Source organism: Bradyrhizobium sp. B039 (genome assembly GCF_038965675.1).
GTDB lineage: Bacteria > Pseudomonadota > Alphaproteobacteria > Rhizobiales > Xanthobacteraceae > Bradyrhizobium > Bradyrhizobium diazoefficiens.
The window spans coordinates 1381273-1394945 of sequence record NZ_CP152416.1 but is presented as its reverse complement, the minus strand read 5'-3'; the positions used below and the strand labels follow the sequence as shown (position 1 = coordinate 1394945).

Here is a 13673-nt window from a genome sequence, read left to right as displayed (position 1 = left end):
GAGATCGATGACCCCGAGTCTTTCAAACGATTACCGCCTGGGGTTATGGGTCCTGGCATTCGCCAGGACGACGGCGGAGTATGCCGCGGCGGCGTTGGGTCACGCACGATGACCCCCCTCCGCGCCGGCATCCTCTCCGCCATCGCCACGGTCATCCTCGACCAGGCCTCGAAACTCTGGCTGCTGCACGGGTTCGACCTCGCCCATCGCGGCGCGGTGCGGGTGACGCCGTTCTTCGACCTGGTGCTGGCCTGGAACATCGGCATCAGCTTCGGCTGGCTCCAGAACGACAGCCAGGCGGCGCAGCTCGCGCTGATGGCGGTCAAGGCCATCGCGGTGGTCGCGCTGGCGATCTGGATGGCCCGCTCCCACACCCTGCTTGCGACCGTCGCGCTCGGGCTGATCATCGGGGGTGCCATCGGCAACGGCATCGACCGCCTGGCCTATGGCGCGGTGGTCGATTTTGCCCTGTTTCATCTCGATATCGGCGGAAATACCTATAATTGGTACGTGTTTAACCTCGCGGACGTAGCCATCGTTGCTGGGGTGGCGGGGCTATTGTATGATTCCTTCCTGGGGGTACCCGCCGCAAAAGCGCCCTGATCCCGGCCGATACGGACCGGCAGGTGGAACCCGGCCTTTTGCGAGGGTTGGCCGCGCGCGAGCGGCAATCTGCCACAATATGGAACAGGTACAGTGATGCGCAGCTCGAAGACCAGCGGTTCGATGGTTCGAGACCCCAAATGGGGGTTCATGCGGGCATTGAAATTGTCCGCTGTCGCGCTCGGCATCGGTCTCGTCATGTCGGCAGGCCCGGTCCGCGCCGGTGACGACGGCGACGATGATGACGACATGACCTTCGAAGAGAAGCTCATCGACAATCTGATGTCCGGTATCGGCGCCAAGAGCATGGAGAAGAAAGGTATCGAGTACCGCGAGCGGTCGCCGCTGGTGGTGCCGCCCAAGCTCGACCTGCCGCCGCCCGCCGGCACCGAAGCCAAGAACGCGCCGAACTGGCCGAAGGACCCCGACGAGAAGCGCCGCAAGGAGGCCATCGCTCAGAGGAAAAAGGCCGTCAAGGCGACGGAGAACTGGCAGGCGGCCCAGCCGCTGACGCCCGCCGAGATGAGAGCCGGCACGGCAGCTGCCCCGGAGCGCACCAGCAACGATCCGATTCAGCCGGGCACCAACGGCAACCCGTCGCTCAGCCCCGCCCAGCTCGGTTTCTCCGGTGGCCTGTGGAACATGATGAAGGGCGGCAACAGCTCCGAGGAAAAGCAATTCACGAGCGAACCCCCGCGCCAGTCGCTGGTCGAGCCCCCGCCGGGCTATCAGACGCCGTCGCCGAACTACGCCTATGGCGCCGGTCCGGACAAGTCGCGGCGGACCTATTTCGACATCATGTCGGGCAAGGACAAGGAGCAATAGCCCCCCTCGCCCGCCGCGACGTCCTGACATTAGCGAACCTGGCGCCGGCGGCTCATGCGCGCCGGACGCGGCCCTTGAATTGCTTATCAGTAACTTGCCTACGCGTTGAGTTCTCTGCTTCGTGACGCGAAGCCTCAGCCGCACGGTGTAGCATGCCGTGCCTCCGAGCCGGACATCCGGGCTCGGCCTTTCACCAGGGATCATGATGTCCGCAAACCGATCGGTTGCCTGCCTTTTTACCGCGCTGCTTTCGACGAGTGTCCTGACAGCCAACGCCGCCCTCGCCCAGACCACGGTGACATCGGCCCCGCCCGCCAGCTTCACGCTCAGCAACGGCCTCCAGGTCGTGGTGATCCCGGACCACCGCACGCCGGTGGTCACGGAGATGATCTGGTACAAGGTCGGCTCGGCCGACGAGACGCCGGGCAAGTCCGGGCTCGCGCACTTCCTCGAGCACCTGATGTTCAAGGGCACCGAGAAGCACCCGGTCGGCGAATTCTCGCAGACCGTGCTCCGTGTCGGCGGCAACGAGAACGCCTCGACCTCAGTCGACTACACCAACTACTACCAGCGCGTGCCGCGCGAGCAGTTGCCGACCATGATGGAGTTCGAGGCCGATCGCATGACCGGCCTGATCCTCAAGGACGAGAACGTGCTGCCCGAGCGCGACGTCGTGCTCGAAGAGTACAACATGCGCGTCGCCAACAATCCGGACGCGCGGCTCAACGAGCAGATCATGGCCGCGCTCTATCTCAACCATCCCTATGGCCGGCCGGTGATCGGCTGGCATCAGGAGATCGAGAAGCTCGATCGCGAGGATGCGCTGGCCTTCTACCGCCGCTTCTACGCGCCGAACAACGCGATCCTGGTGATCGCCGGCGACGTCGAGGCCGCCGACATCCGCCCGCTGGTCGAGCGCAATTTCGCCTCCATCCCGGCCCAGCCCGCGATCCCGGCACGCCGCGTCCGTCCGCAGGAGCCGGACCCGGCGGCGCCGCGCACCGTCACGCTGTCCGACCCGCGCGTCGAGCAACCGAGCCTGCGTCGCTATTATCTCGTGCCCTCCGCCACGACGGCCGCGGCCGGCGAGAGTGCGGCCCTCGACGTGATGGCCCAGCTGATGGGCAGCGGCAGCAATTCCTATCTCTACCGCGCGCTCGTCGTCGACAAGCCGCTCGCGGTCTCCGCCAGCGCCAGCTATTCGAGCATCTCGCTCGACCCGACCCAATTCGCGATCTCGGCCGCGCCGAAACCGGGCGTCGGCTTCGCCGAGGTCGAGCAGGTGATCGACGGCGTCATCGCCGACATCGCGCAGAACCCGATCCGCGCCGAGGATCTCGAGCGGGTCAAGACGCAGCTCATCGCGGAAGCGATCTACGCTCAGGACAACCAGGCGGTGCTGGCGCGCTGGTATGGCGGCGCGCTAACCACGGGCCTGTCGATCGAGGACATCAGGAGCTGGCCCGACCGCATTCGCGCGGTCACCGCCGACCAGGTTCGCGCTGTTGCGCAGAAATGGCTCGAGAAGAAGCGTTCGGTGACGGGCTATCTGATCAAGGACACCACCGCCACCAAGCGCGAGGAGAAGCGTTCGTGACCTATCCCTTCCTTCGCACGCGTCGTTTCGCGCTTGCCTTCGTCACCGGCGCTGCGCTTGCGCTCGCCGCGGTCCAGCCGTCGCAGGCCGCTGCAAAGATCCAGCGCCTGGTCTCGCCCGGCGGCATCGAGGCCTGGTTCGTGCAGGACGCCACCGTGCCGCTGATCGCCATGGAATATTCCTTTGCCGGCGGCTCGGCCCAGGACCCCAAGGACAAGTCGGGCGTTGCCAATCTCGTCGGTGATCTCCTCGACGAAGGCTCCGGCGATCTCGACTCCAAGACCTTCCACGAGCGGCTCGACCGCCGCGCCATCGAGCTTTCCTTTAGCGCCACCCGCGACACCTTCCGCGGCAGCCTGCGCATGCTGCGCGACAACAAGGACGAAGCCTTCGACCTGCTCAGGATGGCATTGACCTCGCCGCATTTCGACACCGCCGACGTCGAGCGCATCCGCTCGCAGGTGATCTCGGGCCTGCGCCGCGAGACCACCAACCCGACGTCGCTCGCGAGCCGCAAATTCCTGGAGGTCGCCTTCGGCGATCATCCCTACGGCCGGCAGACCAACGGCACGCTGGACAGCGTGCCGACCGTCACGGTCGCCGACATGAAGGACTATGTCGGCCGCGTGCTCGCCAAGGACGGGCTGAAAGTCGCGGTGGTCGGCGACGTCGATCCGGCCACTCTCGGCAAGCTGCTCGACCACACCTTCGGCAGCCTGCCCGCCAAGGCCAATCTCGTGCCGGTGCCCGACGTCGAGGCAGCCAAGCCGCCGCAGCGCGCCTTCGTGCCGCTCGACGTGCCGCAGACTGTCATCACCTTCGGCGGCCCCGGCGTGAAGCGCAGCGACCCGACCTTCATGGCGGCCTATGTCGTCAACCACATCCTCGGCGGCGGCGGACTGTCCTCGCGGCTCTATCGCGAGGTTCGCGAGAAGCGCGGGCTCGCCTATTCGGTGTTCGAATCCTTGCTCTGGATGGAGCATTCGGCGGTCTTCATCGGCAATACCGGCACCCGCGCCGACCGTGCCGGCGACACCATCGACGCCATCGAGAAGGAGGTGCGCCGCATCGCCGAGGAGGGCCCGACGCAGAAGGAGCTGGACGAGGCCAAGTCCTACCTCAAGGGCTCTCAGATGCTGGCGCTGGATACGTCCTCCAAGCTCGCGCAGGCGCTGCTGCAATACCAGCAGGACAAGCTGCCGATCGACTATATCGAGAAGCGCAACGCGATCGTCGACGCGGTGACGCTGGATGACGCCAAGGCGGCCGCCAAGCGCCTCTGGGGCCAGGGCCTCCTGACCGTCGTCGTCGGCCGCGCCCCGCAGGCCGCCGCGCAGCCGGCGGCAGCAGCGCCCAAGTCGAACTGAGGTCTTCCGTACGTTTTCTGAAATGGCCGGGCTCGCCCGGCCATTTGCGTTTCCACGATGCGCCATTGCCGAACGTGAACGTCCGGGATATGTCCGGACATCACGAATGGTGCCATCATGCTGCGGATATCCCGCGATCTCGTCATCGACGAGGACGACATCGAGATCGGCTTCGTCCGCGCCTCCGGCCCCGGCGGGCAGAACGTCAACAAGGTCGCGACCTCGGCCCAGCTGCGCTTCGACACGCGCAAGCTGACCCTGCCGGAGGATGCAGCGATCCGGCTCGCCCGCATCGCCGGCCAGCGCATGACCAAGGACGGCGTGATCGTGATCCACGCCCAGCGCTTCCGCACCCAGGAACGCAACCGCCAGGACGCGATCGACCGGCTCGTCGAGATCCTGAGCGAGGCGATGATACGGCCGAAGCCACGGCGCGCGACACGGCCGACCTTTGGCTCCAAGCAGCGCCGGCTCGAAGGCAAGAAGCGTCGCAGCGACGTCAAGGCCGGACGCGGCCGGAGTTTCGACGATTGAATGGGCAAAGACCTCCGGCCGCCGAGCGGCCGGAGGTTTGCAGGTTCACGTTCCGGCGTCAGTAACGCTTGCCGGTGGCGGGGCTGCCCGAAGCGGAATCGTCGACCGTCCCCTTGTGCGCTGCGCTTCCCGTTGTGCCGACCGTGCCCTTCGTCCCCTTGGTCGACTTCATGCCCGTCTTCTCACCCGCAGCTCCCGGCTGCGTAGCGAGATCCTCATCTTCGCCGACTGACGCACCCCCCTGCATGGGTTTGCTTTGCACGGTGCCGCCAGGCTTGATGCCAGATGACGTGCCTTGCGCGAAAACGGGCGTCGCAATGAGGGCCGCAAGAGCGCATGCGATTGCAGAAGTCTTCACCAACTTCATCCATTTCTCCTGGATTTTTCGCGATGAACGGGTCGGCTGCGTCCTGCGCCACCCGCCTGCACCGGACCGGTTCATCGCATAGAGAGTTCGAGCGGCGCGATCGCGATGCAATCCGCCTCGTGTGGTCATCGTTTAGGGATTTCGAGGCGGTTTCGCGGAATTGTGCTCCGCATATGCGGCAGCGCGGAACACGCTCCCCACGAGCATCTCCGCTTGCAGCGAAACAGCCCGCTACTACCACCGCATGTTTGGCGGCGCCTAGAGTTTGCGCACGTTGAATTTGACGTGGATGGGCGAGCTCTTGGCGATGCGCGCAGTCGTGCTGGGATTGTGCACCGCAGTGGTGCTGGTGGTGCGGGTTGCCGACGCGCAGATGCCCTTGCCGGCCGCAAAGCCGCCGGACGGCGCGACACTGTTCAAGCAGCAATGCGCGGTATGTCACACTTTGAGCCTGTCGGAACCGTTGCGGCAAGGTCCGCCGCTGGTCAAGATCGTGGGCCGGACCGCCGGCAAGGTCGACGGCTTCCGCTATTCGGACGGCCTCGCCAAAGCCGACTTCGCCTGGGACGAGACCCGGCTCGATGCGTGGCTGACCAATCCGCAAGCCGTCATTCCCGGCGTGGTCATGGCCTACCGGCAGGGTAAGCCGGAGACGCGCGCCGCCATCATCACCTACCTCAAGGAGCTGAACTGAATGGCCAAGCCCGTCCATTCCATGATCCGCGTGCTGAATGAGGCGCGCTCGCTCGACTTCTACCAGCGCGCCTTCGGCCTCGAAGTCACCGATCACCTGAAGTTCTCGGACTTCGCCCTGATCTATCTGCGTCACCCCTCCTCACCTTTCGAGGTGGAGCTGACGGTGAATTTCGATCGCAAGGAGCCGTACGCGCTCGGCGACGGCTACGGCCATCTCGCCGTGGTAGTCGACGATCTCGATGCCGAGCATGCCCGCTTCGAGCGCGAGAAGCTCGCACCGGGCCCCTTGCGCGACTTCAAGCACGACGGCAGGACGCTGGCGCGCTTCTTCTTCGTCAGTGATCCCGATGGCTACAAGATCGAGGTGATCCAGCGGGGCGGACGTTTCAACTGATCAACTCACAAAGATCCAAATCACAAAAATACGGAGGAATGCCATGAGAGAAGTCGATCGTCGAAGCAAGCACAGCCGCCGCGTCTTTCTCAAGGGCGCGGCGACCGCCGTGCCGGTCGTCGCTGTCGCGACCAGCGTCGCCGTCAGCATCGAGGACGCATGGGCCGATGATTCCAGCGCGTTGTCCCCGGCGACGATGAAGACGCTGCTGAAGGTCGCGCGCGACATCTATCCGCACGATATTCTCGGCGACAGCTACTACATCACCGCGATCAAGCCATGGGACGGCAAGGCGGCCAAGGACCTTGCCGTCAAGTCGCTGATCAGCGACGGCATCGCGCGGCTCGATCAGAACGCGCGGGATCGCCACAAGGTGGCTTACGCCGAAGTCCCCTGGGAAGCCGACCGCGTGGTGCTGCTGAAGGAGATCGAGCAGAGCGACTTCTTCCAGAAGGTGCGCGGCGACCTCATCGTCTCGCTCTACAACCAGAAAGAGGTCTGGCCGCGGTTCGGCTACGAGGGCTCCTCCGCCGAGCACGGCGGCTACATCAACCGCGGCTTCGCCGACATCGACTGGCTGCCGAAGGCTTAGATCGCCACCCAACGGTTCAGGAGAACGCATATGGCAAAATTCGATCTGAACGACTCCAGCGTTGTGGTGATCGTCGGCTCCGGTGCCGGCGGCGGCACGCTGGGCAACGAGCTCGCGCAGAAGGGCGTCAAGGTGGTCATTCTCGAAGCAGGGCCCCGCATCGAGAACCAGGACTTCATCAACGACGAGTGGGAGAGCTTTTCCCAGCTCGCCTGGACCGACGCCCGCACCACGTCGGGGACGTGGCGCGTCGCCAAGGACTTTTCGGGCCTCCCCGCCTGGATCGTCAAGGCGGTCGGCGGCTCGACCGTGCATTGGGCCGGCGCCTCGCTGCGCTTTGACGAGCACGAGTTCAGGGTGAAGACCGCCTACGGCAATATTCCCGGCGCCAATTTGCTCGACTGGCCGGTGACGCTGGCGGAGATGGAGCCATGGTACGCCAAGGCCGAGAACAAGATGGGCGTAACCCGCACCAACGGCATTCCCGGACTTCCCGGCAACAATAACTTCAAGGTGCTGGAGGCCGGCGCGAAGAAGCTCGGCTACAAGACCGTGCACACCGGCAACATGGCGATCAACAGCCAGCCGCGCGATGGCCGCGGCTCCTGCCAGCAGATCGGCTTCTGCTTCCAGGGCTGCAAGTCCGGCGCGAAATGGTCGACGCTCTACACCGAGATCCCCAAGGGCGAGGCGACCGGCAATCTCGAGGTGCGGCCGAGCAGCATGGCGGTCAAGATCGAGCATGACGCCGGCGGCAAGGTCACCGGTGTCGTCTACGCCGACGAGGCAGGCGCAATGCAACGCCAGAAGGCGCGCATCGTCGCGGTCGCCGGCAATTCGATCGAGAGCCCGCGGCTGCTGCTCAACAGCGCCTCGACCATGTTCCCGGATGGCCTCGCCAATTCGTCGGGACAGGTCGGCCGCAACTACATGCGGCACATGACCGGCAGCGTCTACGCCGTGTTCGAGAAGTCGGTGCACATGTATCGCGGCACCACCATGGCCGGCATCATTCGCGACGAGGCCGCCAACAATCCGAAGCGCGGCTTCGTCGGCGGCTATGAGATGGAGACGCTGTCGATCGGTCTACCGTTCATGGCGGCCTTCCTCAATCCCGGCGCCTGGGGCCGCCAGTTCACGTCAGCACTCGACGGTTATCCCAGGATGGCCGGCATGTGGCTGGTCGGCGAGGACATGCCGCAGGAGACCAACCGCATCACGCTCGACCCCGTCGTGAAGGACAAGTTCGGCCAGCCGGTCGCGAGCGTGCATTTCGACGACCATCCCAACGACGTCGCGATGCGCGCACACGCCTACAAGCAGGGCGCCGCGGTCTACGACGCCGTCGGCGCCACCGTGACCTATCCCACGCCGCCCTATCCGAGCACGCACAATCTCGGGACCAACCGGATGAGCGAGAAGCCGCGGGACGGCGTGGTCAACAAGTTCGGGCAGAGCCACGACGTCAAGAACCTGTTCGTCTCCGACGGCAGCCAGTTCACCAGCGGCGCGGCCTGCAACCCGACCCTGACAATCGTCGCGCTCGCGATCCGGCAGGCGGATTACATCGCCGGCGCGATGCAGAAGAAGGAGATCTGAGGTTAGATAGGCAACCGCTCTCTCCCCCGTCATTGCGAGCGGAGCGAATCAGTCCAGACTGCCGACGCCGAAAGATTCTGGATTGCTTCGTCGCAAGCGCTCCTCGCAATGATGATGTGGAGGCAGTTGCGAAGCCCGGATGGAATCTCGTAGCCCGGATGGAGCGAAGCGTAATCCGGGGCGCGGACGGATGACCAGAACCCGGATTGCGCTACGCTCCATCCGGGCTACGCACTTTTGTTGGGACAGCTATTCGGCCGCATCGAGGATCGGCGCCACCGTGGCCTTGAACTCCTGCACCGTCGCCATGTTCCTCGACCGGTAGATCAAACATGAGCAGCGCAGCAGCGAGGCGAAATTGTTGACCTCGCCGTGATGGTCGAGCACCTCGTTGTAGAGCGTGGTCAGGAACTTCCCGAGGCTCATGTTCTCCCTGGCCGCGATCTCCTCCAACGTGTCCCAGAACGCCATTTCCAGCCGGATCGAGGTGCAGTGGCCATCGATCCGCAAGGAGCGGGTCTGGGATTCGTAGTCGCGTTGGGGCTGGTGCGCGAAGAGATGGCACATGGCGTCCTCCCGTCCTGTTGCCGTTTTTTCACGATGCTACACCGCGGCCCGGCACCCCACAATCAGGACTGCAGCCGGAGATCGGTCCGTCCCGCCTGCGCGATTTTCTCGAACGTCCAATGTCTTCAATGTGATAGATATCCCTCTTCCCCAGCCCGCCACGTTCCTGTTGCTCAACACATGCTTTTGACGCAACACGGCTTAAGATAACGCCGTTCGCGAACCCAAGACCCGAGCCCATGCCCGTCCGCCAACTGCCAGAGCAAGTCGTCAACCGCATCGCCGCCGGCGAGGTGGTCGAACGGCCCGCGAGCGTGGTCAAGGAGCTGGTCGAGAACGCGATCGATGCCGGCGCGAGCCGAATCGACGTCTTCACCGACGGCGGCGGCCGGCGGCGGATCGGCATCACCGACGACGGCAGCGGGATGACGGCGAAGGACCTCGCGCTCGCGGTGGAGCGCCACGCCACCTCCAAGCTCGACGACGAGGACCTGCTCCAGATCCGCACGCTCGGGTTCCGCGGCGAGGCCCTGCCCTCGATCGGCTCGGTGGCGCGTCTGTCGATCACCACGCGCCATGCCGGCGAGCCGCACGCCTGGGCACTCACCGTCGAGGGCGGCGAGAAATCGGAAATCATGCCGGCGGCGCTGGCCCACGGCACGCGCGTCGAGGTCAACGACCTCTTCTACGCGACGCCGGCGCGGCTAAAGTTCTTGAAGACCGACCGCACCGAGGCCGAGGCGATCCGCGAGGTGGTGCGGCGGCTCGCAATGGCGCGACCGGACGTCGCCTTCACGCTTGCGGGCGAAGAGCGCGCGCCCGTGACCTGGGCCGCGGCGCTACCCGGCGCCGCCGGACGGCTGACGCGGCTCGGCGACATCCTCGGCGCGGAGTTTCGCAGCCACGCCATCGAGGTCCATGCCGAACGCGAGGGCATCGTCGTTTCCGGCTATGCCGCAGCCCCCGCGCTGACGAAAGCCAATGCGCTCGGGCAGTATCTCTTCGTCAACGGCCGCCCGGTGCGCGACAAGCTGATCTTAGGGGCCGTGCGCGCGGCCTATTCCGATTATCTGCCGCGCGACCGCCATCCCGTGCTGGCGCTGTTCGTCACGCTGGATCCGCGCGAGGTCGACGCCAACGTGCATCCCGCCAAGACCGAGGTTCGCTTCCGCAACGCCGGCCTCGTGCGCGCGCTGATCGTCCATGGATTGAAGGAGGCGCTCGCGCGCGAGGGCCGCCGCACCGCCGCCAACAGCGGCGAGAGCGCATTGTCCTCGTTCCGGCCCGCCTTCACGCCGCGCCCGGCGAGCTGGGACTGGCGGGCCTCGCCGTCCGCGCCGGTCGCACCGATGCCGTCATTCGATGGCGCGGCGGCGCCCGCCTTCACGGAGCGCGCCCAGGCGGCGTTCGATGTCGGCGCGCCCAGTGCAGACGTGCGGTTCGAGACGCAGCCCGTCAGCGACCTCGTCGACCGCCCGCTCGGCGCGGCGCGCACGCAGATCCACGAGACCTACATCGTCTCGCAGACCCGCGACGGCCTGATCATCGTCGATCAGCATGCCGCGCATGAGCGCATCGTCTATGAGCGGCTGAAGGCCTCGCTCGCCGCCAACGGCGTGCAGCGGCAGATCCTCTTGATCCCCGAGATCGTCGAGATGGACGAGGCCACGGTGGAGCGCCTGCTCGAGCGCAGCGACGAGCTGGCCTCGTTCGGGCTTGCGATCGAATCCTTTGGCCCGGGCGCGGTCGCCGTGCGCGAGACGCCGTCGCTGCTCGGCAAGACCAATGCGGGCGGGCTCTTGCGCGACCTCTCCGAGCATATGGCCGAATGGGACGAAGCGCTGCCGCTCGAGCGCCGCCTGATGCACGTCGCCGCCACCATGGCCTGCCACGGCTCGGTGCGCGCCGGCCGCAGGCTGCGGCCCGAGGAGATGAACGCCCTGCTCCGCGAGATGGAGGAGACGCCGAACTCCGGCCAGTGCAATCACGGCCGGCCGACCTATGTCGAGCTGAAGCTGAGCGACGTGGAGAAGCTGTTCGGGCGGAGGTGACGCGAGGGTCCGTAGGGTGGCTTAGCTAACTCGCCCTGCGCAGCTTCGACCAATTTCATCCGCAAGCCATTAACTCTTAGCTGCTACCTGAGGCTGTCCTGCGATGTCTGGGGTCCAGTATGTCTTGGTGGCAAGTCCTGGTCGTATGCGCCGTGGCGTTTGTTGTTTGGGATTTTCGCCGCTTTCAGCGGGCGAGAGCCACGACCTCGCCCCCGTGGCCAGGTCCGGCGACTTTCGCGCGGGTGCGGCGCGACGCGCCGATTCCACCGCTGCTTGGGATCAGCGAGAGCGTATCGGTCGTCTTGCGACGGCAGATTCCGCCGCGGTTCGAACCGCCACGATCATGGCTGGGCGGGCTGCCGATGATGCCCCATCACATCGAATGGCCGCGGTCGATTTCGTCGGAATATCCTGATAGAAGCGAGCGGCCGCTGCACTTCATAGCGCAGATTGCCTGCGCCGACCTGCCGGCCGAATTATGGGGCGGGCTCGGGCCGCGCCAGGGCTGGCTCCTGCTGTTCATCGACCCCAATCAGGGCGCGCCTCAGGGACCTGATGCCTTTCGCATTCTGCATGTCGATGCGCTCGGCTCCGAGCGGGAGCCGCCGGCCGATCTCGGGCCTGTGCACGACGGCGTCTACAGCGGGTTCGACTATGACTATTGCCGCACTGCCGACGAGGTGCCGCGGCGCTGGCGGCGCTGGCCGGTCGATCTCGTCGTCGTGCCCAATGAGGCGCGGATCGAAGGCCGGCGGACGCGCGTGGCGCCGGAGAATTTCGCGAGCATCCTCTATCCGGGGCAGCCCGTCGCGTCGGACCGCGAGCGGCCGGACGAGATCGAGCCTTTCACCTGGCGCGGCGCGCTTCGCGTGCTTGACAGCATGGCGCGCACTTATCCGCCGTCAGCCAAACCGCCGGACGAGCTTAAGATACCCGATCGGCTGGTCGAGCGGCTGAGCCAGCCGGGTTATATCGGCTCCATCCTCGCCGTGATCGAGGCCGATGACGCCAATTGGACCGCGATGTCCCGGGCTGATCTCGAGGGCCCCGAGCCGGAGGACGAGGCGATGCGCCTGCGCCGTGCGCAGACGCGGCGCGCGGCGGAGAACCGCAGAACACGACGCGAAGCGCTGGCGGCTTTCCTGGCCAGCCATCCCACGCTGGAGTCGATCGTGGACTATCTGCACCGGTCCGAGCGCGAGCTTGGCGAGTGGAGCACCGCGATGCGCGAACGCGTTGCCGGCGAGAGATCAGTCGTGCTGGCGCACGACCTCGACAGCCCGATTCCGGACGATGCCTGGCGAGCGCTCAAGGCGCGCCTGCAGCAGGACGCATTCCGGTTCTGGAGATATTCCTCCGCCGACCGGGATGGCGAGCGGAGCCACGTTGCCTTTTACGAACACGAAATTTCCGCCTGGTCCTTCCAGCGCGGCCACATTCGCGAGCTGGTGGCCGACTATTACGTCGATGAAGCGAAGCGGCCACTGATCCCGCCCGCCGTGCTTTCCGAATTCGAGCCGTATTGGCGCAGCCTCTATCACAACCGTCCCCATCGCATCGGCGGTTACCACGACGGCTTGCAATCAGATGCGCGGATCGGCCCAACCCGGAAGCTCCTGCTGTTCCAGATCGCAACCGACGACGCCATGCACTGGTGCTGGGGCGACGTCGGCGCCTACTATGTCTTCATCGACATGGACGCGCTGAAGAAGATGGATTTCTCGCAGGCAACGATCACTCTGGAATGTTACTGACGATGCACAGCAGTTCGGCACGCGTGGTTGCCACTCCGCTCGCACACGCCGACCTCATGCGAAGTGGACAGCCTTCGCTGTTTGCCGCGATGCGGATGTCGAGCGAACACAGCCATCTGTTCAAAGAGATGGCCGTCGGAACACACGGATTCGTCAATGAGGTAGGCTTCGCTGCAGGCTGGGCTGCCCCTTTGTCCCCGCTGCCGCGCAACAAGGCGTTTTACAGGGAGTTCATGCGCGACCGCTTCTTCTGGGTGACGACAGCCGATTGCGGCGGCCATTTGGGACGGCTGGAGATCAACGAAGCGCTGGTGGAAGATACCTACATGCGCGGGGCGATCGACTACACCGGTTTCGAACTGATCCTCACCCTCGGCGAAGACGCCCACAGCATCTTCGCGAATCGCGTGGAAATTGGAAAACCGAGGCCCGACTTCGATCATCGCAACGTGATCCTCGGCATACCGACGCCGCCGTTTGCCTTTCCTGCGCAGCGCGAGAAACCCAAGCCTGGCGATGCCAGAATAAAATGCCCGACTGACCTTCGGCCAATCAAGCGGCTTGAGCTGGCCGACATGATCGTCGCCCTCGTGAACCGCCGCGCGGGCGAGCCACCCGACGGCGCCTCGATGCATGACCGCTTCGAACTAATTTCTGCTGCAAGGCTAACGCTGGCAGCTGAAGGAGCCTGAGTGCTTCACGCTCCTGAGCATGAGGGCTTATGAAG

General features: G+C 65.4%; 14 protein-coding genes. 12 read left to right on the top strand and 2 right to left on the bottom strand.

Translation table 11 applies throughout. From position 1 onward, the window contains the following. Window positions 1–108: 108 nt before the first annotated feature. The 5 genes from lspA to arfB all read left to right on the top strand — a co-directional run bounded on the left by lspA (window position 109) and on the right by arfB (window position 4926). Window positions 109–603, top strand: coding sequence for a signal peptidase II (gene lspA / locus AAFG50_RS06490; RefSeq protein ID WP_028174654.1), 495 nt, complete (start codon window positions 109–111; stop codon window positions 601–603). Between the two features lie 96 nt (window positions 604–699). Beyond that, window positions 700–1428, top strand: coding sequence for a hypothetical protein (locus AAFG50_RS06485; RefSeq protein ID WP_028174653.1), 729 nt, complete (start codon window positions 700–702; stop codon window positions 1426–1428). Window positions 1429–1630: 202 nt separating this feature from the next. After that, entirely contained in the window at window positions 1631–3025 is a 1395-nt protein-coding gene (locus AAFG50_RS06480) for a pitrilysin family protein (protein WP_186363036.1), read from the top strand. Next, on the top strand, window positions 3022–4392 hold the full coding sequence (locus AAFG50_RS06475; RefSeq protein WP_028174651.1) for a pitrilysin family protein: 1371 nt from the start codon (window positions 3022–3024) through the stop codon (window positions 4390–4392). Before AAFG50_RS06480 ends, AAFG50_RS06475 begins: the two co-directional genes overlap by 4 nt. Window positions 4393–4509: 117 nt before the next feature. After that, window positions 4510–4926 carry an alternative ribosome rescue aminoacyl-tRNA hydrolase ArfB gene (arfB, locus tag AAFG50_RS06470; RefSeq protein WP_028174650.1) on the top strand — a complete coding sequence of 139 codons (417 nt, stop codon included), beginning with the start codon at window positions 4510–4512 and terminating at the stop codon, window positions 4924–4926. 58 nt (window positions 4927–4984) lie between these two features. On the opposite strand, the gene AAFG50_RS06465 is transcribed toward arfB, so the two are convergent. After that, entirely contained in the window at window positions 4985–5293 is a 309-nt protein-coding gene (locus tag AAFG50_RS06465) for a hypothetical protein (RefSeq protein WP_028174649.1), read from the bottom strand. A gap of 373 nt (window positions 5294–5666) precedes the next feature. Here AAFG50_RS06465 and AAFG50_RS06460 point away from each other — a divergent pair, with 373 nt between their 5' ends. The 4 genes from AAFG50_RS06460 to AAFG50_RS06445 are packed head-to-tail and all read left to right on the top strand — an operon-like array spanning window position 5667 to window position 8574. After that, window positions 5667–5987 carry a c-type cytochrome gene (locus tag AAFG50_RS06460; protein WP_038967308.1) on the top strand — a complete coding sequence of 107 codons (321 nt, stop codon included), beginning with the start codon at window positions 5667–5669 and terminating at the stop codon, window positions 5985–5987. Then, complete coding sequence (locus tag AAFG50_RS06455; protein WP_028174647.1) at window positions 5988–6383, top strand: VOC family protein; 396 nt, start codon at window positions 5988–5990, stop codon at window positions 6381–6383. 43 nt (window positions 6384–6426) lie between these two features. Further along, the gene (locus tag AAFG50_RS06450; RefSeq protein ID WP_028174646.1) at window positions 6427–6975 is read left to right on the top strand and encodes a hypothetical protein; all 549 of its coding nucleotides are present in this window, start codon (window positions 6427–6429) and stop codon (window positions 6973–6975) included. Window positions 6976–7005: 30 nt separating this feature from the next. Continuing rightward, window positions 7006–8574, top strand: coding sequence for a GMC family oxidoreductase (locus tag AAFG50_RS06445; RefSeq protein ID WP_028174645.1), 1569 nt, complete (start codon window positions 7006–7008; stop codon window positions 8572–8574). A 249-nt stretch (window positions 8575–8823) separates the two neighbouring features. Here the strand turns inward: AAFG50_RS06445 and AAFG50_RS06440 are convergent, their stop codons facing one another. After that, complete coding sequence (locus tag AAFG50_RS06440; RefSeq protein WP_011090224.1) at window positions 8824–9141, bottom strand: ribbon-helix-helix domain-containing protein; 318 nt, start codon at window positions 9139–9141, stop codon at window positions 8824–8826. Window positions 9142–9380: 239 nt separating this feature from the next. Between AAFG50_RS06440 and mutL the strand changes: the two genes are divergently transcribed. The 3 genes from mutL to AAFG50_RS06425 all read left to right on the top strand — a co-directional run bounded on the left by mutL (window position 9381) and on the right by AAFG50_RS06425 (window position 13638). Next, complete coding sequence (gene mutL / locus AAFG50_RS06435) at window positions 9381–11192, top strand: DNA mismatch repair endonuclease MutL (RefSeq protein WP_028174644.1); 1812 nt, start codon at window positions 9381–9383, stop codon at window positions 11190–11192. Window positions 11193–11554: 362 nt separating this feature from the next. Next, on the top strand, window positions 11555–12946 hold the full coding sequence (locus tag AAFG50_RS06430) for a DUF1963 domain-containing protein (protein WP_162185894.1): 1392 nt from the start codon (window positions 11555–11557) through the stop codon (window positions 12944–12946). Continuing rightward, the gene (locus AAFG50_RS06425; RefSeq protein ID WP_131234221.1) at window positions 12937–13638 is read left to right on the top strand and encodes a hypothetical protein; all 702 of its coding nucleotides are present in this window, start codon (window positions 12937–12939) and stop codon (window positions 13636–13638) included. The genes AAFG50_RS06430 and AAFG50_RS06425 overlap by 10 nt, the downstream gene beginning before the upstream one ends. Window positions 13639–13673: the final 35 nt, after the last annotated feature.